The sequence below is a fragment of the Variovorax sp. FW301-JW7 genome (assembly GCF_058788795.1).
The window spans coordinates 577,000-600,368 of sequence record NZ_JBYTBC010000003.1 but is presented as its reverse complement, the minus strand read 5'-3'; the positions used below and the strand labels follow the sequence as shown (position 1 = coordinate 600,368).

The following is a 23,369-nucleotide window of genomic DNA, read 5'->3' as shown; positions in this document are numbered from 1 at the left end:
CCCGGCATATGGCCAAAGGAATTCTCATCGACCATGTCTTCAAGGTGTTCGGCGATTCGCCCGAACAAGCCCTCGAGCTGGTCCGCCAAGGTTTTTCCAAGAAGGACATCCTGGCGAAGACCGGCCAGTCGATCGGCGTGTTCGATGCCACCTTCGAGATCCAGGCCGGCGAGATCTTCGTGATCATGGGCCTGTCGGGCTCTGGCAAGTCGACGCTGGTGCGCCTTCTGAACCGGCTGATCGAGCCGACCGCCGGGCGCATCGTGATCGACGGCGCCGACATCAACGAGCATTCCGACAGCAAGCTGCGCGCGCTGCGCCGCAAGGACATCAGCATGGTGTTCCAGTCGTTCGCGCTGATGCCGCACATGACGGTGCGCGAGAACACCGCCTTCGGCCTGGAACTGTCGGGCACGCGCAAGAAAGACCGTCTCGCGCAGGCCGACCTGGCGCTCGCGCAGGTGGGCCTTTCGGGCTGGGGCGACAGCTACCCCGACGAGCTCTCGGGCGGCATGCAGCAGCGCGTGGGCCTGGCGCGCGCGCTGGCGTCCGACCCGTCGATCCTGCTGATGGACGAGGCCTTCTCGGCGCTCGACCCGATCATCCGCACCGAGATGCAGTCGGAGCTGCTGCGGCTGCAGCAGGTGCAGCGGCGCACCATCGTCTTCATCTCGCACGACCTGGACGAAGCCATGCGCATCGGCGACCGCATCGCGATCATGAAGGACGGCCACGTGATCCAGGTCGGCACGCCCGACGAAATCTTGCGCACGCCTGCCGACGACTACGTGCGCAGCTTCGTGCGCGGCGTGGACGCGGCGGCGGTGTTCAAGGCGGCCGACATCGCGCGCAAGTCGCTCACCGTGGTGTGCGAGCACCCCGAGCGCGGCGCGCGCGCGGCGCTCAAGCTGCTCGAAGACCAGGACCGCGACTTCGCCTACGTGACCAGCCCGACCAAGCGCTTCCTGGGCGTGGTCTCGGCCGACACGCTGCGCGGTGCGCTCGACGGGCATTCGGGTCCGCTCGGCTTGCAGCACGCCTTCCTCGAGGACCTGCCGCGCATCGACGCCGAAGCCCCCGTGGCCGGTCTCATCGGCCAGCTCGCGCAGGCGCCGTGCGCCCTGCCGGTCGTGGCCGGCGACGGCCGCTTCTGCGGCGCGATCAGCAAGACGACGCTGCTCAAGTTCCTCGACCGCGACACGCCGCCGATCGAACCCGTCTCGCCGCACGCCGCCCCCGCACTCGCCGCCGAGCCGCACTGAATCCACGAAGGACCTTGAACGATGAACGACACCACATTGCCTTCCGACCTGAACGCGCCCCTGCTGGACACCCCCGTCCTGGACACGCCCGCCGCGCCCCCTGTTGCCCTCGATCCGTGGGAAGCGATCTCGGCCGCACCTGACACCTCGACCGCCAGCGCCTGGCTCGACGCGCCGGCGAACGCCGCGCACGCCCTCGCGGGGCAGGCCGACACCGCCACCAATGGCTTCGCGCTGCACCGCCTGTGGGACGGCTCGCTGCCCGTCGAGGCCTGGATCAACCAGGGCCTGGGCTGGGTGGTGGAGCACTTCCGCCCCTTCTTCCAGACCGTGCGCCTGCCGATCGACAGCACGCTCAACTCGGTGCAGGGCCTGCTCACTGCCCTGCCCGCGCTGCCGATGATTGCGCTCATCGGCCTGCTCGCCTGGCAGTTTGCCGGCCGCGCGCTGGCCGTCGGCACCGTCGTGTCGCTGATGCTCGTGACCATGCTGGGCATCTGGCCCGAGGCCATGGTCACGCTGTCGCTGGTGCTGACCTCGCTGGTGTTCTGCATGGTCATCGGCCTGCCGCTGGGCGTGCTGCTGGCCAGCAGCGACCGGGCCCAGCGCGTGATGCGCCCGGTGCTCGACGCGATGCAGACCACGCCGGCCTTCGTCTACCTCGTGCCGGTGGTGATGCTGTTCGGCATCGGCAACGTGCCGGGCGTGATCGTGACCATCGTCTTCGCGCTCGCCCCGCTGGTGCGCCTGACCAACCTGGGCCTGCGCCAGGTGCGCCCCGACCTCATCGAGGCCGCGCGCGCCTACGGCGCCTCGCCCTGGCAGATGCTCGTGAAGGTGAAGCTGCCGCTGGCCATGCCCTCGATCATGGCGGGCATCAACCAGGCGCTGATGCTGTCGCTGTCGATGGTGGTGATCGCTTCGATGATCGCCGTGGGCGGCCTGGGCCAGATGGTGCTGCGCGGCATCGGCCGGCTCGACATGGGCCTGGCCACCGTCGGCGGCCTGGGCATCGTGCTGCTGGCGATCACGCTGGACCGCCTGACGCAGGCCATGGGCAAGTCGCGCCGCAGCGCCGGCCATCGCTGGTGGTACACGGGACCGGCCGGCCTTGCGCTGCGCACGCTGCAGCGTCTTCTCGGCACACCCTCGCGCGACTCGCACGCCGACGACGCCGTGCCCGCCCTTTCCACGCCAGCGCACTGACCGCCCCGGAGGACATCCACGCATGAAGACCACCCGCCTCTTCCTTGCCCGCGGCCTCCTGGCGCTGGGCTTCGTCGCCTTCGGTGCGACCGCGCAGGCCGCCAACGACCTGCCCGGTCAGGGCATCACCGTGCAGCCGCTGAAAAGCTCGCTTGCCGAGGAAGCCTTCCAGACGCTGCTGGTGATGCGCGCGCTCGAGAAGCTCGGCTACACGGTCGAGCCGATGAAGGACCTGGAGCCCGCCACCGAGCACCTGGCCATTGCCAACGGCGACGCCACCTTCATGGCCAATCACTGGAGCCTGCTGCACGCCGACTTCTACAAGAACAGCGGCGGCGACGCCAAGCTGTGGCACCAGGGCGTGTACTCCGACGGCGCGGTGCAGGGCTACCTGATCGACCGCAAGACCGCCGAGCAGTACAACATCACCAACCTCGCGCAGCTGAAGGACCCGGCGATTGCCAAGCTGTTCGACGCCGACGGCGACGGCAAGGCCGACCTCACCGGCTGCAACCCCGGCTGGGGCTGCGAACTGGCCATCGAAGGCCACCTGGCCGCCTACCAGCTGCGCGACAGCGTGACCCACAAGCAGGGCAGCTACGCGGCGCTCATGGCCGACACCATCGCGCGCTTCAAGCAGGACAAGCCGATCCTCTACTACACCTGGACGCCCTACTGGGTCAGCGCCGTGCTGCGCCCTGGTGCCGACGTGGTCTGGCTGCAGGTGCCGTTCTCGTCCGCGCAGGCCGGCGCGCAGGTCGACACCCGCTTGCCCAATGGCCGCAACTACGGCTTTCTGGCCAACGAGCAGCGCATCGTCGCCAACCGGGCCTTCATCGAGAAGAACCCCGCCGCCGGCCGCCTGTTCGAGGTGATGAAGCTGCCGATCAGCGACATCAACGCGCAGAACCTGCGCATGAGCGAAGGCGCGAACAGCATGCAGGACGTGACGCGCCACACCGACGGGTGGATTCGGGTGCATCAGGCGACGTTCGATGGGTGGATTGCGCAGGCGCGCGCCGCCGCCCGGTAACACCGACTCACCCCCGCGCCGGCGCCCTTTCGCCCGGCGCCGGCCTGCGGTACCGGTGGCTGAGATAATCGAGGGCGTTCCCCCTCCAAGAAGACTCCCCACCATGACGACCACGATCCAGCAGGCCGACCTGATCGAATCGATCAGCGCCGCGCTCCAGTACATCAGCTACTACCACCCCGCGGACTACATTGCCCACTTGGCCAAGGCCTACGAGCGCGAGCAGAGCCCCGCCGCCAAGGACGCCATTGCGCAGATCCTGACCAACAGCAAGATGAGCGCCACGGGCCACCGCCCGATCTGCCAGGACACCGGCATCGTCAACGTGTTCCTCAAGGTGGGCATGGACGTGCGCTGGGGCGGCTTCACCGGCTCGCTGGACGACGCCATCAACGAAGGCGTGCGCCGCGGCTACAACCACCCCGACAACACGCTGCGCGCCTCGGTCGTGGGCGACCCGCAGTTCGATCGCAAGAACACCAAGGACAACACGCCCGCGGTGATCTTCACCGAGATCGTGCCCGGCAACACCGTCGAAGTGACGGTGGCCGCCAAGGGCGGCGGCAGCGAGAACAAGAGCAAGCTGGTCATGCTGAACCCCGGTGACAGCGTGGTCGACTGGGTGCTCAAGACGGTGCCGACCATGGGCGCCGGCTGGTGCCCGCCGGGCATGCTGGGCATCGGCATCGGCGGCACGGCCGAGAAGGCCGCGTTGATGGCCAAGGAAAGCCTGATGGACGACCTGGACATGCACGAGCTGCAGGCCAAGGCCGCCTCGGGCGCCGAGCTCAGCAAGGTCGAGGCACTGCGCCTCGAACTGTTCGAGAAGGTCAATGCCCTGGGCATCGGCGCGCAGGGCCTGGGCGGCCTGGCCACCGTGCTCGACGTCAAGATCCAGATGTACCCCACGCACGCGGCCAGCAAGCCCGTGGCGATGATCCCCAACTGCGCGGCCACGCGCCACGCGCACTTCGTGATGGACGGTAGCGGCCCGGTCTACCTCGACCCGCCGTCGCTCGACCTGTGGCCCGACGTGAACTGGGCACCCGACGAAAAGAAGAGCAAGCGCGTCGACCTGAACAAGCTCACGCCCGCCGAAGTGGCCAGCTGGAAGCCGGGCGACACGATCCTGCTGAACGGCAAGATGCTCACGGGCCGCGACGCGGCGCACAAGCGCATCCAGGACATGCTGGCCAAGGGCGAGAAGTTGCCGGTCGATTTCACGAACCGCGTCATCTACTACGTCGGCCCGGTCGACCCAGTTGGCAACGAAGCCGTGGGCCCCGCCGGCCCGACCACCGCCACGCGCATGGACGGCTTCACCGAGATGATGCTGGCCGAAACCGGCCTGATCGCCATGATCGGCAAGGCCGAGCGCGGCCCGGTCGCCATCGAGGCCATCAAGAAGCACAAGAGCGCCTACCTCATGGCCGTGGGCGGCGCCGCCTACCTCGTGAGCAAGGCCATCAAGACCGCCAAGGTGGTGGGCTTTGCGGACCTGGGCATGGAAGCCATCTACGAATTCGACGTGGTCGACATGCCCGTGACGGTGGCGGTCGATGCCGGCGGCACCAGCGCGCACATCACCGGCCCGGCCGAGTGGCAAAAGCGCATCGCCAGCGGCGAGTTCAAGACCATTCCGCTGGAAGTCGCTTGAGCCCGGTCGGCGTGTTCGACAGCGGCGTCGGGGGGCTGAGCACGCTCGCCGCGCTGCAGGCCGAGCTGCCGACGGAACGCTTCGTCTACTTCGCCGACACCGCGAATGCGCCGTATGGCGAGCGCGGCGACGCCTACGTCATCGCGCACTCGCGCCAGGTGGTCGAACACCTGCTGCGTGCGCACGGCATCAAGGCGCTGGTGGTGGCCTGCAACACGGCCACCACGGCGGCGATCCACGTGCTGCGCGCCGAATTTCCCTCGCTGCCCATTGTGGGCCTGGAGCCGGCGCTCAAGCCCGCCGTGGCGACGAGCCGCACGGGCCACATCGCGGTGCTGGCCACGCGCGGCACGCTGGCCAGCGCCCGGTATGCAGCGCTGCGCGATTCCTTCGCAGGCGCGACGACCGTGCGGCCCGTGCCGTGCGACGGCCTCGTGAAGGCCATCGAAGGCTTCGACAACCCCGGCATCGCCGCGCTGTGCGAGCGCTACATGGCGGAAGCAGGCCCCTTCGGCGACGGGCCAGGCGAGGTCGACACCGTGGTGCTCGGTTGCACGCACTATCCGCTCGTGAAAGACGAACTGCAGCGCCACGCACCGTCGACGCTGCGCTTCATCGACACCGGCGCACCGGTCGCGCAGCAGACGCGTCGCGTGCTGACATCGCTCGGCCGGCTGGCAGATGACAACGGCGAAGGCGGGCTGCTGCTCGAGAGCAGCGGCGCCCTGGCGGTGCTCGAAGCCGCCGCGGCGCGCTGGTTGCCCGCGCGCGTGCAAGGCGCTTCGGTGCCGGCAGCGAACGCAGCCTGACATCCACTCACCAGCAAATGCGCGCCCTCTTCTTTCTGCGTCATGCACTGGTCCTGCTGGGCCTGGCCTCGGCCGCCGGCCTGGGCCACGCCGCCTGCGAAAGCGGGCTGGCCGAGCGCATGCACGCCAAGCTTTATCCGAAGCAGCCGCTCGATGAGCGGCTGGCCGCCTGCAAGGTCTGGCCGGCGTTTCCCGGCCGCAGCATCGTGGTGCTGCCCATGCCGCGCGAGACCACGGACAAGGGCGCCAAGGTCTTCGACCTGGCGCTGCTGCTGATCCAGCGGCCCGACAACGGCAACACCGACCGCGACACGGTGATCGGGCGGATCTTCCTGCCCGAGGCGCTCGATGAAGACGCCACCACCTCGATCCAGGAAATCCGCGTCGACACCTCGCGCTATGTGCTGTCGCCCGACACGCGCGCCTTCGGCCTGCGCGTGCGCTACCGCGGCAACAGCACGACCTCGGGCCCGCAGGCCAGCGAGACCGTGCGCCTGTACGTGCAGCACGGCAACAAGCTGCGCCAGGTGCTGCAGGAGATCGAGCTCGACCACGACAACGGCGGCTGGGACGCCACCTGCACCGGCCACTTCGAGAAGCTGCGCACCATGCTGTCGGTCGCGCGCACCACGAGCAACGGCCTGGCCGACCTGCAGCTGTCGCGCACGCTGGTGCAAAGCCGCGCGCAGGAACAGGAAGACCAGGGCTGCGTCGAAAAAGCGCTGCCCGCCAAGTTCAGCACCGTGACGCTGCGTTACGACGGCGAGCGCTACAAGGCGTCCAAGTCGCTGCAGCAGACGCCCTGAGGCGCACTTGAAACCCGGCGGGTCATTCACGGACCCGTCATACGAAAGCAACAGCATGCGCGGTTTGTTTCAAAGAACGGCCACGCACCATGAGTTCGCTTTCCCACCCGACCCGCATCCCCTTCCGCCCCATGCTGCTCGCCGGCACCCTCTCGATCCTGCTGGCTGCCTGCGGCGGCGGTGACGGCGGCGGCTTCAGCGGGTTCTTCCCGCCGGTCGCCAACCCGCCGCCGACCACGCCGCCCGCCGTGGTGCAGCCCGAGCCCGACCAGCTCGTGTCGAAGGCGCAGTTCACGCCCAACGCAGGCACCACCGAAGGCTCGTCCGACGCATCGACCGCCCTCGCCCTGCCCGGCGACTTCATGCTGGTGGCGGACGACGAAGCAAACGTGCTGCGCGTGTACCCGCGCGCCGGCGGCGCCGCGGTGAAGGAATGGAGCTACAAGCTCGAAGGCCCCAAGCTCGCCAAGGAGCTCGACCTCGAAGCCGGCACGCGCATCGGCGACACGCTGTACTTCACCGGCTCCAACAGCAACAAGAAAGACGGCGGCGACGCAGCGGCCGACCGTTCGCACCTCTTCGCGGTGAAGGTCGGCGGCACGGGCGCGGCCACCACGTTCGACTACGTGGGCCAGTTCTCGCTGCTCGAAGCGCAGCTCATCGCCTGGGACAAAGGCAACGCCCACGGGCTCGGCGCCGACCACTTCGGCTTTGCCGTGTCGGCCGCCGCCGGCGTCGTGCCGGAGCGCGTCGACGGCTTCTCGATCGAAGGCCTGACCAGCGCGCCGGGCGACACCGCCCTGTGGCTGGGCTTCCGTGCGCCGCAGACCGGCGCCTCGGTGCGCGCCAAGGCGCTGATCGTGCCGCTGCAGAACCACGCCGCGCTGATGGCCGGCACCGCCACCCAGGCCGTCTTCGGCGCGCCCATCGAACTGGAGCTGGGCGGTCGCGGCATCCGCTCGATCGACAAGGGCACCGACGGCAACTACCTGATCGTCGCGGGCCCGGCGGGCGCCGCGGTGCCGGAGGTCGACCGCAACTTCGCCCTGTTCGCCTGGGACGGCAATCCGAACAGCGCGCCGGTTGAGCTGTCGAACGACCTCGACGCGCTGCGCAAGGCCACGGGCGGCAGCTTCGAATCGGTCGTCGAGGTGCCGGGCCCGGTGAAGGCCGGTACGCAGGTGCAGCTGCTGCTGGACAACGGCGACACCAAGTGGGACGGCAAGACGGCCTCGAAGGACCTGCCCGCCGCCGAGCAGAAGTTCGACGGCTTCGTCGTGCGCCTGGGCGCGCCGTGGGTCGACACGGCCGCACCGAAGCTGCAGAAGGCGTCGCCGCCTGCCGGCCGCGTGGGCGTCAACCTCGACACCTCGATCATCCTGTCGTTCAACGAGGCGGTGCGCCTCGGGTCCGGGCGCATCGTGCTGCATGCGGCTGACGGCACGGTGGTCGAGACCTTCCACGCCAACAGCCCCGCCGCGCGCGTGCAGGTGGCGTTCAACGTGCTGACGCTGGTGCCCACGGCCAGGCTCGCGATGAACGCCGGCTACTACGTCACGGTCGATGTCAACGCCATCACCGACGCCGCCGGCAACGCCTTCGCGGGCATCAACGACACGGCGACGCTGGGCTTCACGACGGCCGGCACGCCCACGCCACTGGCGGCCGGCGACCTGCTCTTCATGGCCGCCAACGCCGAGGCGCCCGACGCCTATGCCTTCGTGCTGCTGAAGGCGGTGAACGGCGGGACGCAGGTGCTGTTCACCGACCGCGACCGCGGCGACGGCACGGCCGAATTCACCGGCAACACCAAGGAAACGGCCTACTTCTGGACCGCGAACCAGAACCTGCCGGCCGGCACCATCGTGACCATCCAGACCGACGTCGTGGGCAGCCCGATCGCGGACATCGGCTACACGCTCGGCTCGCCTGGCGGCATCGGCAAGTCGGAAACCATCTACGCCATCGCGGGCGGCACCATCAAGGGCCTGGGCGAAGGCAAGGCTGGAGAGATCACATCGGTCGGCAACTACCTCGCGAGCATCACGCTCGGCGGCAAGGCAGGCAGCATTCCCGATGCACTCACGACGGCCGGCACGGCGTTCAGCTTCACGGTCGATCCGCTCAACCAGACCAACTCGATCTACATCGGCTCGCTCGACCGCTCGAACCTGGCGGCCTTCGCGGCGCGTGTGAAGAACCCGGCGAACTGGGTCCAGTGTTACGCGCCGGAAGCGGGCTACCCGCTCACGCGCGACAGCCTGTTCGGCGACAAGCTGCCCTGAGCGTCGTTGACTAGCGCGCCTGCAGCGCGGCCTTGCGGCCGCGTTGCATGTCGATCGGCAGCAGCAGCAACAGCCCGCCGATGAACAGCACGGCCGTCGAGAGGATCGCGATGCGCTGGTTGCCGCCCGTGGCCCAGGTGATGGCGCCGAAGCTCAGCGGGCCGATGATGCTGGCCAGGCGCGTGGCGAAGGTCCAGAGGCCGAAGAATTCGGCGAGCTGCTGCGGCGGCGCCAGATAGCCCGTCATCGCGCGCCCGGCCGACTGGCTCGAGCCCATCGCCAGCCCCGCGATGGCGGCGGCCCACCAGAAGCCGCCCTTGGTCGTGACCCATGCGGCGATCACGCACACCGCAATCCACGCGAGCAGCGTCGCGGCCAGCGACACCTTGTGGCCGATGCGGTCCTGCACGTAGCCGAAGGCGAAGGCGCCGAGCGCGGCCGCGATGTTGAGCACGAAGATCAGCACCATCGTCTCGCTCGCGACGAAGCCGATCACCTGCTCGGCGTAGATCGCGGCCAGCGTGATCGCGACCGCCACGCCGCCCTGGTAGCAGACGGTGCAGACCAGCAGCCACATGAAGTCGCGGTAGGCGCGCGCCTGCTGGAACGTGGCGCGCAGCTGCTTCCAGGCGCTGTCCTGGCCGCGACTCGCCTGCGGCACGGCGCGTTCGGGCAGCAGCGCGAAGGTGACGCAGGCGGCCACGCCGTAGATCGCCGCGGTGATCAGCATCGTGACCGGCACGAAGTGCGCCGCCGGCAACCCGCGCGCCTGCGACCACAGCACGTAGGCCAGGCACAGCCCCAACGCCAGCATGCCGCCGACATAGCCGAAGGCCCAGCCCCAGCCGCTCACCTTGCCCATGCCTTCGGCCGTTGCCAGCTCGGGCAGGAAGGCGCCGGTCAGCGACTCGCCGTAGGAATAGAACGCGTTGGAGACGATCACCAGCGCCACCGCGAACGCGACGCCCATCGCCCCGCCCGCGAAGCCCGGCGTGAGTGCGAGCGCCGCGGTGGCGAGCACGCAGCCCGCGGTCGTCATGACCAGCACGCGCTTCTTGGCGGCGTGCAGGTCGGCCCAGGCACCAATGGCGGGCATCGTGAGCATCACGATGGCGTACGAGGTGCTGAGGGCCGCGGTCCACGCAAAGGTGGCCCATGGCGCGCCCTTGGCGATGCCGCCGACGAAGTAGGCGGCGAACACCGCCGTGATCACGACCGTGGTGTAGCCCGAGTTCGCGAAGTCGTACATCGCCCAGCCGAACACCTCGCGCTTGCGCACGCCGGGGCGCAACGCGGAGGCTGGGAACAGGGCCATGCGGCCTGGAACCGGGCGGGGTGAAGGATCAGTGCAGGTGGCGCGGGCGACGGCCACCGCCGTGACCACCACCGCTGCCGCCGCCGGCACCGCCGGTGCCGCGCGGGCGCTTGCCGATTTCGAGCGAGTTCACGAGGGCATCGAAACGGTCGCTGAAGAGGCGATCGATCTCGGCGACCACGCCGCCCAGCTCGGCGCCGTCGAAGTGGCGTTCCATGAGGTTGACCACGTCTTCGACCAGCAGGTCGCGCTGCACCTGCATGATCGCGGCCGGATTGGGGCCCACGAACAACATCAGGAAGTCGTCGCGCGACTCTTCGTCGGGGTCGCCCTCTTCTTCGTCGAAATCGGTGTCGTAGAAGGTGACCTCGATGGCGGCGCCGCGCTCGGAGAGTTCGTTCAGGGCCATGCACATCTCGTCGAGCGCCTGGCGGAAGTCTTCGTCGCCCGGCACGGTCCAGCAGATCTGCAGGGTGTGATCCTTTTGCTCGAAGCGAATGCCCGGTTCTTCTTCGTAGGTGCTGGTGGCACCGTCGGCCAGCGATTTGGCGCCCGCGTATTTCCAGAGCGGCTTCAGCGCCTCCTGGATTTGCTCGAAGCTCGCGTCCGCGCGCAGCGGCACATCGCCATGCACATGGATCTCAAATGGAGCGTTGTAGCGAGGCATCAAATACTCCCTTGTAAATATGGTGGTACCCGGAACGGGGGTCGAACCCGTATGCCCCGATCAAGGAAGCGGCGGATTTTAAGTCCGATGTGTCTACCAATTTCACCATCCGGGCCACAGGTTGAACATCGACGATAACCCAAATGAAACAAGCCCCGGCAACGTCGGTTGGCGGGGCTTGCGTATCGGAGCCGATCGGTCTTGATGAGAGAGTGGAGGCGCGACCCGGAGTCGAACCGGGCTAGACGGATTTGCAATCCGTTGCATAACCGCTTTGCTATCGCGCCACGCTGAATAACGAAATCGAACTGCGAAAAAAAGGGAAGCTGCTTGCTTCCCTTTTTCAAAACTGGAGCGGGAAAAGAGTCTCGAACTCTCGACCTCAACCTTGGCAAGGTTGCGCTCTACCAACTGAGCTATTCCCGCGTTTCGAGCCTCAAATTATATACCAGTTTTTTGAGGCTTCACAAGTTCTGCAATCAATCGATCAATGCTTGACCGAGCCTTCGGAAGCCGGCGCGCCCGCCCGCTGCTTGGCCAGTTCGGCCACCGCAGCAGCCGATGCGGCCACCTCTTCGTCGGACAGCGGCTCAGGCATCTTCTCGAGCGCGATCTCGAGCACCTTGTCGATCCACTTCACCGGCACGATCTCGAGGCCGTTCTTCACGTTCTCGGGAATGTCCTGCAGATCCTTGGCGTTCTCTTCGGGGATCAGCACGGTCTTGATGCCGCCGCGCAGTGCGGCCAGCAGCTTTTCCTTCAGGCCGCCGATGGCCGTGACCTCGCCGCGCAGCGTGATCTCGCCGGTCATCGCGACGTCGGCACGCACCGGGATGCCCGTGAGTGCCGACACGAAGGCCGTCGTCATCGCCGCACCAGCGCTCGGGCCGTCCTTGGGCGTCGCGCCGTCGGGCACGTGGATGTGGATGTCGCGCTTCTCGAACACCTCGTCCTTGATGCCCAGTCGGCGCGAGCGGCTGCGCACCACGGTGCGTGCGGCCTCGACCGATTCCTTCATCACGTCGCCCAGCGAACCCGTGCGGCTGATCACGCCCTTGCCGGGCATGGTGACCGCTTCGATCGTCAGCAGATCGCCGCCGACCTCGGTCCAGGCAAGGCCGACCACCTGGCCGACCTGGTTCTGCTTCTCGGCCAGGCCGAAGCTGTACTTGCGCACGCCGAGGAACTCGTTGAGGTTCTCGCTGTCGACCGTGACCTTGGGCGTCAGTTGCTTGAGCAGCAGGCCCTTCACCACCTTGCGGCAGATCTTGGACAGCTCGCGCTCCAGCGAACGCACGCCGGCTTCACGCGTGTAGTAGCGAACGATGTCGCGCACGGCGGATTCGGTGACGGCCAGTTCGTCGTCCTTCACGCCGTTGTTCTTCAACTGCTTGGGCAGCAGGTACTTGATCGCGATGTTGGTCTTCTCGTCCTCGGTGTAGCCCGAGAGACGGATGACTTCCATGCGGTCCAGCAGCGCCGGCGGGATGTTCATCGAGTTCGAGGTGGCGACGAACATGACGTCGCTCAGGTCGAAGTCGACTTCCACGTAGTGGTCGCCGAAGGTGTGGTTCTGCTCCGGGTCGAGCACTTCGAGCAGCGCGCTCGACGGGTCGCCACGGAAGTCGGTGCCCAGCTTGTCGATCTCGTCGAGCAGGAACAGCGGATTGCGCGTGCCGATCTTGCTCAGCCCCTGCAGCACCTTGCCCGGCAGTGCGCCGATGTAGGTGCGGCGGTGGCCGCGAATTTCAGCTTCGTCGCGCATGCCGCCCAGCGCCATGCGGGTGTACTTGCGGCCGGTCGCTTTCGCGATCGACTGCCCCAGCGAGGTCTTGCCGACACCCGGCGGGCCCACGAGGCACAGGATGGGCGCCTTCACCTTGTCGACGCGTTGCTGCACCGCAAGATATTCAAGGATGCGGTCCTTGACCTTCTCGAGGCCGTAATGGTCGGCATTGAGCACGGCCTCGGCATTGGCCAGGTCGTGCTTGATCTTGGTCTTCTTGCTCCACGGCAGGGCGATGAGCACGTCGATGTAGTTGCGCACCACCGTGGCTTCGGCCGACATGGGCGACATGAGCTTGAGCTTCTTGAGCTCGCCCTCGGCCTTCTTCAGGCCTTCCTTGGACATCTTGGCGAGCTTGATCTTCTTTTCGATCTCCTCGATGTCCGCGCCCTCTTCGCCTTCGCCGAGCTCCTTCTGGATGGCCTTGACCTGCTCGTTGAGGTAGAAGTCGCGCTGGTTCTTCTCCATCTGGCGCTTCACGCGGCCGCGGATCTTCTTGTCGACATTCAGGATGTCGACTTCGCGCTCGAGCTGGCCGAACAGGTTTTCCAGTCGCGCCTTGACGTCGTCGAGGTCGAGCACGGCCTGCTTGTTGTCCAGCTTGAGCGGCAGGTGGGCGGCGATGGTGTCGGCCAGGCGGCCAGCGTCGTCGATGCTCGAGATCGAGGTGAGGATCTCGGGCGGGATCTTCTTGTTCAGTTTGACGTACTGGTCGAACTGCTGCATCACGGCGCGACGCAGGGCCTCGACCTCGGTACCCTTCTCGCCGCCTTCGGGCGCCTCGACGGGCGTCACGTTGGCCGAGAAATGGGTTTCGCCGTCATCGATGCGGTTCACGCGGGCGCGCTGCTGGCCTTCGACCAGCACCTTCACGGTGCCGTCGGGCAGCTTGAGCATCTGCAGGATCGTCGAGACGCAGCCGACCTCGAACATGTCCTCGACCGAGGGCTCGTCCTTGGCGGCGGCCTTCTGGGCCACCAGCATGATGCGGCGCTCGGCCTCCATCGCCAGCTCGAGCGCCTTGATGCTCTTCGGGCGACCCACGAAGAGCGGGATCACCATGTGGGGAAACACCACGACGTCCCGCAGCGGCAGCAGCGGCAGGTCGAGGGCTTCGGGGGGCAATGGGGTATGACCAGACATGAGCGTCCTTGTCCTTTAGGCCTTTTTCGCCGTTTCGCGGTACACGAGCAGCGGGGGCTTGTTTTCGTCGATGGTCGATTCCTCGACCACCACCTTGTCGACATTGGTCGCGTTCGGCAATTCGAACATGGTGTCGATCAGCGACTGTTCAAGGATCGAGCGCAGGCCGCGCGCGCCGGTCTTGCGGGCCAGGGCCTTGCGTGCGATCGCCTTGAGCGCCGCGGGACGGATTTCGAGGTCCACGCCTTCCATCTGCAGCAGCTTGGTGAACTGCTTCACCACCGCATTCTTGGGCTCGGTCAGGATCTGCACCAGCGCGTCTTCGCTCAGTTCGGCCAGCGAGGCGACCACGGGCATGCGACCCACGAGTTCGGGGATCAGGCCGAACTTGATCAGGTCTTCGGGCTCGACTTCGCGGAACACCTCGGTGATGCTGCGCTGAGCCTTGCTCTTGACCGCGGCGCCGAAGCCGATACCCGAGGCCTCGGTGCGGTTTTCGATGACCTTCTCGAGGCCGGCAAAGGCACCGCCGCAGATGAACAGGATGTTGGTCGTGTCGATCTGCAGAAAGTCCTGGTTCGGGTGCTTGCGCCCGCCCTGGGGCGGCACGCTGGCCATGGTGCCTTCGATGAGCTTGAGCAGCGCCTGCTGCACGCCCTCGCCCGACACGTCGCGCGTGATCGAGGGGTTGTCGGATTTGCGCGAGATCTTGTCGATTTCGTCGATGTAGACGATGCCGCGCTGGGCGCGCTCCACCTCGTAGTTGCAGCTTTGCAGCAGCTTCTGGATGATGTTCTCGACGTCTTCGCCCACGTAGCCGGCTTCGGTCAGCGTGGTGGCGTCGGCCATCACGAAGGGCACGTCGAGCATGCGCGCCAGCGTTTGCGCCAGCAGCGTCTTGCCCGAACCCGTAGGGCCGATCAAGAGGATGTTGCTCTTGCTGAGCTCGACCTCGTCGCCCTTGGTGTTCTTTTCCTTGTGGCGCAGGCGCTTGTAGTGGTTGTAGACGGCCACCGACAGCATGCGCTTGGCCGGCTCCTGGCCGATCACGTAGTTGTCGAGGTTGGTCTTGATCTCCAGCGGCGTGGGCAGGTCGCTGCGCGCGTCGCGCGCTTCCTCACCGGCCGGCAGCTCGTCACGGATGATCTCGTTGCACAGGTCGATGCATTCGTCGCAGATGAAGACCGAAGGGCCCGCGATCAGCTTCTTGACCTCATGCTGGCTCTTGCCGCAGAACGAGCAATAAAGCGTTTTTTCGCTGGAGGTGCCTTTTTTTTCGGCCATGGACTTTTGCCTCGTGACAGGGTATGGACAATGATAACTAAACAAAAACGGCGTTTCCCGTGTGGGAAACGCCGTTTTTGCCATTCTGGCGCCCGCGGCGCCGGGCGGCTTTAACCGCGCTGGGAGACGACCTGGTCGACCAGGCCGTAATCCTTGGCCTCGTCGGCGGTCAGGAAGTAGTCGCGCTCGGTGTCCGACTTGACCTTTTCCAGCGGCTGGCCAGTGCGTTCGGCCAGGATGCGGTTCATCTGGTCCTTGGTGCGCAGGATGTCGCGCGCATGGATTTCGATGTCGGTGGCCTGGCCGCGAGCGCCGCCGAGCACCTGGTGGATCATGATCTTCGAGTTGGGCAGCGAGAAACGCTTGCCCTTCTCGCCGGCTGCCAGCAGGAAGGCGCCCATGCTGGCCGCGAAGCCCAGGCACATGGTCGACACCGACGGCTTGATGAACTGCATGGTGTCGTAGATCGCCATGCCGGCGCTCACGCTGCCGCCCGGGGAGTTGATGTAGAACGAAATGTCCTTGTCCGGGTTCTCGCTCTCGAGGAACAGCAGCTGGGCCACCACGAGGTTGGCGGTCTGGTCGTTGACCTCGCCCACCAGGAAGATGATGCGTTCCTTGAGGAGACGCGAGTAGATGTCGTACGACCGCTCGCCGCGGCCCGACTGCTCGACGACCATCGGGATCATGCCGAGGCCTTGAATTTCCTGTGCGCTCATGAATTTGCTCTCCGGAAAATGGATTCGTTCGCTCTGATTGAACTGTACGCCTGAGTGAAATGGGGCTCGTGCCGCAAAGCACAAGCCCCATCGGCGTTGCTGCATGCAGCGACGGAAACCAGCTTACTGCTGCTGTGCCATCAGTTCGTCGAACGACACCGACTTTTCGTTGACCTTGGCCTTGCCCAGCACGAAGTCGGTCACGTTGTTCTCGATGACCACGGCTTCGACTTCCGCCAGGCGGTTGTTGTCGCTGAAGTACCAACGCACGACGTCTTGCGGCTTCTCGTAGCTGGCGGCCAGCTCGTCGATGTGGGCCTTGATCTGCTCGGGCTTGGCCTGCAGTTCGTTGGCACGCACCAGCTCGGCCACGACCAGGCCCAGGCGCACGCGGCGCTCGGCTTGCGGGCGGAACACTTCTTCGGGGATCGGGGCCTTGTCGGCGTCCTTGATGCCGCGCTGCTTGAGCTCGGCGCGGGCGCCGTCGATCATGCGGGCGACTTCCGACTGCACGCTGGCGTTCGGCAGGTCGAGTTCGGCGTTGGCCACCAGGGCGTCCATCACGGCGTTCTTGTTGCGGGCCAGCAGGCGGAACTTCACTTCGCGCTCGAGGTTGCGCTTGATGTCGGCGCGCAGGCCTTCCACGGTGGCTTCGGCGATGCCGAGCGACTTGGCCAGCTGCTCGTTGACTTCGGGCAGGTGCGAGGCTTCGATCTTCTTCACGGTGACCATGAAGTCGGCTTGCTTGCCGGCCACGTCCTTGCCGTGGTAGTCGGCCGGGAACGACAGCGGGAAGGTGCGGCTGTCGCCGGACTTCATGCCGCGCACGGCGTCTTCGAATTCCTTGAGCATCTGGCCTTCGCCGACGACGAACTGGAAGTCTTCGGCCTTGCCGCCCTGGAAGGGCTCGCCGTCGATCTTGCCTTCGAAGTCGACCGTCACGCGGTCGTTGTCTTCGGCCACGGCGTCTTGCGCGCGCTGGGCGAAGGTACGGCGCTGCTTGCGCAGGATGTCCAGGGTCTTGTCGATGGCTTCGTCGCCGACTTCGGCCGACAGCTTCTCGACTTCAGCGCCCGACAGGTCGTTGATCTTGACTTCGGGGAACACTTCGAAGACCGCGTCGAAGGCGAGCTGGCCTTCGGGCGACTCTTCCTTCTCGGTGATGCGGGGCTGGCCGGCGACACGCAGCTTGGCTTCGTTCGCGGCTTGCGAGAAGGCCTCGCCGACCTTGTCGTTCATGACTTCGTAGTGCACCGAGTAGCCGTAGCGCTGGGCCACGACGTTCATCGGCACCTTGCCGGGACGGAAGCCGTCCATCTTGACGGTGCGCGCGAGCTTCTTGAGGCGCGAATCGACTTCGTTCTGGATGGTGCCGACCGGCAGGGTCAGCGTGATCTTGCGTTCGAGCTTCTCGAGAGTTTCAACGTTCACGGTCATGATGTCTTCCTGGTAAGGGGGCTGGTGCGCGGGCCTGCATCTTTTAATCAATACAGATCAAGGACTTACACGCGCTCGCGGGATTTATGCGGAGGCACACACGTGCCGCCTGCAAAACTGGGCAACCCGCGATTCTAATCGGCGGAAAACACCCGCTCTCGCCGATGCGAACGCCCGTGCGCGCGGATTGCGCCCTGCCCCTGGCCCCGGGGACGAATTCCCCTTTACAGTGGCGGGCGATTCGCCACCGCCCACAGGGACCTTTCCATGCTTCAGCGACTGTTCGCCGCCCTCGCCTTCACACTGGTTCTTGCGTTCGGCACTGCCTCGCCTTCGCAGGCCAAGACGGCCGCACCAGCAGCGAAGGAGCCGACGATCCAGCAGATTCACCAGGCTGCGAGCAACGGCCGGATGGCGGAAGCCAACGCGATGATCGCCAAGGTGCTCAAGAGCCACCCCAACAGCGCGAAGGCCCACTACGTCCACGCGGAACTCCTCGCCATGGAGAACCAACTCGACGACGCGCGCGAGGCGCTGGACCGGGCCAAGGACATCTCGCCGGGGCTGTCGTTCGCAAAAGCCGAGTCGGTCGCCAAGCTCGAACGCAAGCTCGAAAGGCCGGTGGAGATCAAGCCTGACCCGTTGCCCACGCCGAGCCCGGTCAGCGCGCCGGCGCCCGCCATGTCGCCTGCGCCGGTCGACTCCTTTGCGCCCACCGGGTCGATCCCCTGGAGTCCCATCGGCGTCGTCGCGCTGATCGTTGCGGCCTACGTCTTCTTCCAGCGGCGTTCGCGCGCCGCCAGCTTCCCCGTGCCAGCCGCCGCGCCGGCGCCCCGGTTCTCCCGGCCCACGAGCGACTCGTCGATGGGCTACGCCGCAGCGAACAGCGACGGAGGATTTCCGCCCGCGCCGCCGCCCAGCCAGGACTTGGGCATCGGCAGCGCGCTGGCGACCGGCGCCGCAGTCGGCGTCGGCGCGGCGGTCGCGGGCGAACTGCTGCACCACCTGCTGCGCGACCGGTCGGACGACCACCGCGGCGGCACGATCAACATCTTCAACCACCACCACGGCAGCCGCAGCCACAACGCCGACATCGGCCGCAGCCTCTGGCCTTCTTCCGCCTCCGAGCCCGACCGCAGCTTCGTCGACGACAACTTCGGCATCAAGGACACGAGCTCGTGGGACGACTCAAGCAGCAGCAGCTCGGACAGTTCAAGCAGCGACAGCAGCAGTAGCAGCAGCAGCGACTGGTGAAACGAACGACGGCCAAAGAAAAAGCCCCGTTCCTTGCGAAACGGGGCTTCGTCACTGCTCGATAGAACGGGCTACATAGCAGGGCTGGTGCGCGGGGCCGGACTCGAACCGGCACGTTCTTGCGAACGTCAGGACCTAAACCTGGTGCGTCTACCAATTTCGCCACCCGCGCGATGCCAATCTTTCAGGTGAATGCAAAAGCGGACGGCCTTCCGGCACCTCGGGAATCCCTCGGGCCAAAGACCATCCGCTTGAAATCGGTCAGCTTTCGATTTTAAACATGAATGGGGGTGCCTTTCGGCGCCTCCGACTCCGTCGGCTCCCGCTTGATGCGGAAGGCCGCGGCGTACATCGCCGGCAGCGCCAGCAGCGTCAGCACGGTGGCCACGATCAGCCCACCCATGATGGCCACGGCCATCGGTCCCCAGAACACGCTGCGCGACAGCGGAATCATCGCCAGCACCGCCGCCGCGGCGGTCAGCACGATGGGGCGCAGGCGCCGCACGGCCGACTCGACGATCGCGTCCCAGGCCGGCACGCCGGCCGCGCGGTCGCTCTCGATCTGGTCGATCAGGATCACGGCGTTGCGCTGGATCATGCCCATCAGCGCGATCACGCCGAGCAGCGCGACGAAACCGAAGGGCCGGTTCAGCAGCAGCAGCGCGGCGGCCACGCCGGCGATGCCCATGGGGCCGGTGATGAACACCAGCAGCGAGCGGCTGAAGCTGTGCAGCTGCAGCATCAGCAGCGTGAACACCAGGAACAGCATGATCGGCACGCCCGCCACGATGGAGGCCGAGCCCTTGGAGCTTTCCTCCACGGCACCGGCCACCTCGATGCGGTAGCCGCCCTGCCCGGCCGCGTGCCAGCCGGCTTCGAGCTCGCGCAGTTTCGGCAGCAGTTGCTCGGTCACAGTGGCACCCTGCAGGCCTTCCACCACGTCGCCCTGCACGGTGATGGCGTAGTCGCGGTTCTCGCGCCACATCACGCCGGGCTCCCAGGTGAACACCGGACGGGCGATCTGCGTGAGCGGGATCGAACGGCCCGTGGTCGTCGGGATGTAGGCGTTGCCGATGTCCGAGATGGCCTCGCGCTCGTCGGCCGACTGGCGCAGCACGATGTCGATCAGCAGGTCGTTCTCGCGGTACTGGCCGACCGTGGTGCCGCTGAACATGGTGCGCGAGGCCTGGGCGATGGCCTGGCTCGTCACGCCGAGCGCGCGCGCCTTGGCCTGGTCGATTTCGAGGCGGATCACCTTGACCGACTCGTTCCAGTTGTCGTTCACGCCGCGCATGTTGGTGCTCTCGCGCAGCACGGCCTTCACCTCGTCGGCGCGGGCGCGCAGCTGGGCGGGCTCGGTGCCGATCACGCGGAACTGCACCGGGTACGGCACCGGCGGGCCGTTGGGCAGCAGCTTGACGCGGCCGCGCACCTCGGGGAATTCCTCGGCCAGCAAGGCGGGCAGCCGCAGGCGCAGCGTTTCGCGCACCTTCAGGTCCTTGGCCAGCACGATGAGCTGCGACACGTTGGTCTGCGGGAACACCTGGTCCAGCGGCAGGTAGAAGCGCGGCACGCCGGAGCCGATCCAGGTGCTGACGGTCTTCACGCCCTCCTCCTTCATCACGCGCTGCTCGACGCGCTTGGCCACCTCTTCGTTCGCGGCGAACGAGGTGCCTTCGGGGAACCAGATGTCCACCATGATCTCGGGCCGGCTCGAATCCGGGAAAAACTGCTGCTGCACCTTGCCCATGCCGACGATGCCCAGCGCGAAGATCAGCACGGTGGCGCCGATGGTCAGCCAGCGGTGCTGCACGCACCAGTTCACCGCGCGACGGAAGCCGTTGTAGAACGGCGTGTCGAACAGCTCGTGCGGCGGCGCATCGGGGTCGTGCGGCTTCACCTTGAGCAGCAGCGTGCCCAGGTACGGCACGAAGTACACCGACACGATCCACGACAGCACCAGCGCAATCACCGTCACCGCGAAGATCGCGAAGGTGTATTCGCCCGTCACCGACTTGGCGATGCCGATGGGCAAAAAGCCCGCCGCCGTGATGAGCGTGCCCGTCAGCATCGGCTTGGCCGTGACGTCGTAGGCGAAGGTGGCGGCGCGGACCTTGTCGTAGCCCTCTTCCATCTTCCGCACCATCATCTCCACGGCAATGATCGCGTCGTCCACCAGGAGGCCCAGCGCGATGATCAGCGACCCCAGCGATATCTTGTGCAGCCCGATGCCGAAGTAGTTCATGGCCAGGAAGGTCACGGCCAGCACCAGCGGAATGGTGATGGCCACCACCAGCCCCGGGCGCATGTCGATGTACCAGCCGAAGCGCCCACCCTTGTGCAGGCCGAGCGCGATGATGCTCACGGCCAGCACGATGGCCACGGCCTCGATGAGCACGCCGACGAATTCGTTGACCGAGCTGGCCACCGACACCGGCTGGTCCTGCACCTGCGCCAGCTTCACGCCGGCCGGCAGGCGCTGGTCGATGGTGGCGGTCGTGGCCTTGAGCGCCTTGCCCAGCGCAATGATGTCGCCGCCCTTGGCCATCGACACACCGAGCGCGATCACTTCCTTGCCCTGGTGGTGCACCTTGACGGCCGGCGGATCGACGTACCCGCGGCGGATCTCGGCGATGTCGCCGAGCTTGATCTGGTTGCCCGAGCTGCCGCGGATCGGCATCTCGCGCAGCTGTTCGACGCTGGTGAACTGGCCGCCCACGCGCACTTGCACCACGTCCAGCGGCGACTGGATCGTGCCGGCGCTTTCGACCGCGTTCTGCGAGCCGAGCTGCGCCAGCACGGCGTTGAAGTCGAGCCCCAGCTGGGCCAGGCGCTTCTGCGAGATCTCGATGAAGACTTTTTCGTCCTGCACGCCGAACTGGTCGACCTTGGCCACGTCCTTCACGCGCAGCAGCTGCTGGCGCACGTCGTCGGCCAGCGTCTTGAGCTCGGCGTAGCTGAAGCCTTCGCTTTCCAGCGCGTAGATCACGCCGTAGACGTCGCCGAAGTCGTCATTGAAGAACGGCCCCTGCACACCCGCGGGCAAGGTCCCGCGCATGTCGCCGATCTTCTTGCGCACCGTGTACCAGACGTTGGCCACCTCGGCGGCCTTCGACGAATCCTTGATCTGGAAAATGATCTGCGACTCGCCCGGCTTCGAATAGCTGCGGATCTTGTCGGCGTACGGCGCTTCCTGCAGCGTGCGCTCGAGCTTGTCGGTGACCTGCTCGGCCACCTGCTGCGCGGTCGCGCCGGGCCAGTAGGTGCGCACCACCATCGCACGGAAGGTGAACGGCGGGTCTTCGTCCTGGCCGAGCTGGAAGTACGCAAACGCGCCCAGCACCATCAGCACCACCATCAGGTAGCGCGTGAGGGGCGCGTGGTCCAGCGCCCATTTGGAAAGATTGAAGCCGGCGGGTTTGTGTCCAGGCGTCGAGGGAGTCTCAGGGGTTGCAGGGCCTTCCGTCATTTGGCGGCACCCGTTGCGATCTCCTTCTTCGTCGCAGCCACGGCCTCGACGGCCTGCTGCTTCGCCTGCGCCTGTTGCTGGCCATTGGCGGCGGCCGCCATGGCCTCCTTCGACTGGTAGATGGTGACCTTCTGCCCCGGCGACAGCACGTGCACGCCCGCGGCCACGACCATCATGCCGGGCGCCAGGCCCGAACCGATCACCGCTTCATTGCCGTCGGCCGTGACCACCTGCACCGGCTGCGAGCGCACGGTCATGCTGTCCTTGTCGAGCACCCAGACCGCCGAGCCCTTGCCTTCCTGGCGCAGCGCGCTGGTCGGCAGCTTGATCACCGCAACGTCGGTGCGCGCCAGGGCCTGCGGCCTGGCGTAGACCGTGGCGCCGAGCGCCGGCGAAGTCGCGGCGTCGATCGACACCTTGACCGAGTAGGTGCGCGTGACCGCATCGGCACTGGCGGCCACCTCGCGCACCTTGCCCTGCAGCACCTCGCCACCGGACCAGCCGCGCACCGCGACCGGCGAGCCAGGCTTGATCAGCGCGGCGCGGTCTTCAGGCACCGCGAACACCACGTCGCGCGCACCGTCCTGGGCGATGCGCACGACCGGCGTGCCGGCCTGCACCACCTGCCCCGGCTCGGCCTCGATGGCGGTGATGATGCCCGCCACGTCGGCCACCAGCGTCGTGTAGCTGGCCTGGTTGCCTTGCGAGGCCAGTTGCGCCTGCGCCTGTTCGAGCTGCGCCTGCGCGGCCTTCCAGGTGGTTTCGCGGCGCTCCAGTTCGGCGCCGCTGATGAAGTTCTGCGAGCGCAGCTCGGTGTAGCGCTTCAGGTCGGCGGCTGCGAGGTCGCGGTTGGTCTGCGCGGCGGCCTGCTGGGCGCGGGCGGCCTCGGCGGCCAGGCGGTAGTCCTGTGGATCGAGCTGCGCCAGCACCTGGCCGGCCTGCACGTGCTGGCCGAGTTCGGCCTGGCGTTTGGTGATCTTGCCCGCCACCCGGAAGCCCAGGCGCGATTCGACCCGGGCCCGCACCTCGGCCGAGAACTCGGGCTGGGCGTCGTAGTCGCTGGTGCCGACGGTCACGAACTTGACCGCCCTCACAGGCTCCTGGGCAGGTGGTTTCGGCGAACAGCCGGCCAGAAAGATGGCAGGAAGCAGCAGCCAGGCGGCGCTGCGGGCACGGAGTGAGGCGGCGGAGGCGGTCATGAGACACCCAAGAAGAGAGGAACCGGGTCATTAATGAC

Annotated in this window: 16 protein-coding genes and 4 tRNA genes; 8 read left to right on the top strand and 12 right to left on the bottom strand. The window is 66.8% G+C overall.

The window, feature by feature from the left end; genetic code table 11:
• Window positions 1-8: 8 nt before the first annotated feature.
• The 7 genes from proV to AC3WQM_RS11190 all read left to right on the top strand — a co-directional run bounded on the left by proV (window position 9) and on the right by AC3WQM_RS11190 (window position 9,058).
• Window positions 9-1,262 carry a glycine betaine/L-proline ABC transporter ATP-binding protein ProV gene (gene proV / locus AC3WQM_RS11220; protein WP_354343532.1) on the top strand — a complete coding sequence of 418 codons (1,254 nt, stop codon included), beginning with the start codon at window positions 9-11 and terminating at the stop codon, window positions 1,260-1,262.
• 21 nt (window positions 1,263-1,283) lie between these two features.
• The gene (gene proW / locus AC3WQM_RS11215; protein ID WP_492678713.1) at window positions 1,284-2,468 is read left to right on the top strand and encodes a glycine betaine/L-proline ABC transporter permease ProW; all 1,185 of its coding nucleotides are present in this window, start codon (window positions 1,284-1,286) and stop codon (window positions 2,466-2,468) included.
• Between the two features lie 22 nt (window positions 2,469-2,490).
• On the top strand, window positions 2,491-3,501 hold the full coding sequence (gene proX / locus AC3WQM_RS11210) for a glycine betaine/L-proline ABC transporter substrate-binding protein ProX (RefSeq protein ID WP_492678711.1): 1,011 nt from the start codon (window positions 2,491-2,493) through the stop codon (window positions 3,499-3,501).
• 103 nt (window positions 3,502-3,604) lie between these two features.
• Complete coding sequence (locus tag AC3WQM_RS11205; RefSeq protein WP_492678709.1) at window positions 3,605-5,158, top strand: fumarate hydratase; 1,554 nt, start codon at window positions 3,605-3,607, stop codon at window positions 5,156-5,158.
• On the top strand, window positions 5,155-5,967 hold the full coding sequence (gene murI, locus AC3WQM_RS11200; protein WP_492678707.1) for a glutamate racemase: 813 nt from the start codon (window positions 5,155-5,157) through the stop codon (window positions 5,965-5,967). Before AC3WQM_RS11205 ends, murI begins: the two co-directional genes overlap by 4 nt.
• A 17-nt stretch (window positions 5,968-5,984) precedes the next feature.
• A complete protein-coding gene (locus AC3WQM_RS11195) occupies window positions 5,985-6,773 on the top strand; it encodes a PA3715 family protein (RefSeq protein ID WP_492678705.1) in 789 nt (262 codons plus the stop codon).
• A gap of 89 nt (window positions 6,774-6,862) precedes the next feature.
• A complete protein-coding gene (locus AC3WQM_RS11190; protein WP_492678703.1) occupies window positions 6,863-9,058 on the top strand; it encodes an Ig-like domain-containing domain in 2,196 nt (731 codons plus the stop codon).
• 10 nt (window positions 9,059-9,068) lie between these two features.
• Here the strand turns inward: AC3WQM_RS11190 and AC3WQM_RS11185 are convergent, their stop codons facing one another.
• The 9 genes from AC3WQM_RS11185 to tig form a co-directional block, all read right to left on the bottom strand.
• Complete coding sequence (locus AC3WQM_RS11185) at window positions 9,069-10,373, bottom strand: MFS transporter (RefSeq protein ID WP_492678701.1); 1,305 nt, start codon at window positions 10,371-10,373, stop codon at window positions 9,069-9,071.
• A gap of 28 nt (window positions 10,374-10,401) precedes the next feature.
• A complete protein-coding gene (locus tag AC3WQM_RS11180; protein ID WP_492678699.1) occupies window positions 10,402-11,040 on the bottom strand; it encodes a DUF6806 family protein in 639 nt (212 codons plus the stop codon).
• Between the two features lie 23 nt (window positions 11,041-11,063).
• Window positions 11,064-11,155, bottom strand: a tRNA-Leu gene (locus tag AC3WQM_RS11175).
• Window positions 11,156-11,253: 98 nt separating this feature from the next.
• Window positions 11,254-11,327, bottom strand: a tRNA-Cys gene (locus tag AC3WQM_RS11170).
• A gap of 63 nt (window positions 11,328-11,390) precedes the next feature.
• A tRNA-Gly gene (locus tag AC3WQM_RS11165) sits at window positions 11,391-11,466 on the bottom strand.
• A 61-nt stretch (window positions 11,467-11,527) separates the two neighbouring features.
• Window positions 11,528-13,969, bottom strand: coding sequence for an endopeptidase La (lon, locus tag AC3WQM_RS11160; RefSeq protein WP_489056975.1), 2,442 nt, complete (start codon window positions 13,967-13,969; stop codon window positions 11,528-11,530).
• 15 nt (window positions 13,970-13,984) lie between these two features.
• Window positions 13,985-15,253, bottom strand: coding sequence for an ATP-dependent Clp protease ATP-binding subunit ClpX (clpX, locus tag AC3WQM_RS11155; RefSeq protein ID WP_062475840.1), 1,269 nt, complete (start codon window positions 15,251-15,253; stop codon window positions 13,985-13,987).
• A 110-nt stretch (window positions 15,254-15,363) separates the two neighbouring features.
• Complete coding sequence (gene clpP, locus AC3WQM_RS11150; protein WP_062475843.1) at window positions 15,364-15,972, bottom strand: ATP-dependent Clp endopeptidase proteolytic subunit ClpP; 609 nt, start codon at window positions 15,970-15,972, stop codon at window positions 15,364-15,366.
• A gap of 123 nt (window positions 15,973-16,095) precedes the next feature.
• On the bottom strand, window positions 16,096-17,409 hold the full coding sequence (tig, locus tag AC3WQM_RS11145; protein ID WP_062475844.1) for a trigger factor: 1,314 nt from the start codon (window positions 17,407-17,409) through the stop codon (window positions 16,096-16,098).
• A 267-nt stretch (window positions 17,410-17,676) separates the two neighbouring features.
• Here tig and AC3WQM_RS11140 point away from each other — a divergent pair, with 267 nt between their 5' ends.
• A complete protein-coding gene (locus AC3WQM_RS11140) occupies window positions 17,677-18,663 on the top strand; it encodes a tetratricopeptide repeat protein (RefSeq protein ID WP_492678697.1) in 987 nt (328 codons plus the stop codon).
• A gap of 85 nt (window positions 18,664-18,748) precedes the next feature.
• Here the strand turns inward: AC3WQM_RS11140 and AC3WQM_RS11135 are convergent.
• The 3 genes from AC3WQM_RS11135 to AC3WQM_RS11125 form a co-directional block, all read right to left on the bottom strand.
• A tRNA-Leu gene (locus AC3WQM_RS11135) sits at window positions 18,749-18,835 on the bottom strand.
• A 102-nt stretch (window positions 18,836-18,937) separates the two neighbouring features.
• On the bottom strand, window positions 18,938-22,132 hold the full coding sequence (locus tag AC3WQM_RS11130; protein WP_492678695.1) for an efflux RND transporter permease subunit: 3,195 nt from the start codon (window positions 22,130-22,132) through the stop codon (window positions 18,938-18,940).
• Window positions 22,129-23,331, bottom strand: a complete 1,203-nt coding sequence (locus AC3WQM_RS11125; RefSeq protein WP_489056978.1) for an efflux RND transporter periplasmic adaptor subunit — start codon at window positions 23,329-23,331, stop codon at window positions 22,129-22,131. Before AC3WQM_RS11125 ends, AC3WQM_RS11130 begins: the two co-directional genes overlap by 4 nt.
• Window positions 23,332-23,369: the final 38 nt, after the last annotated feature.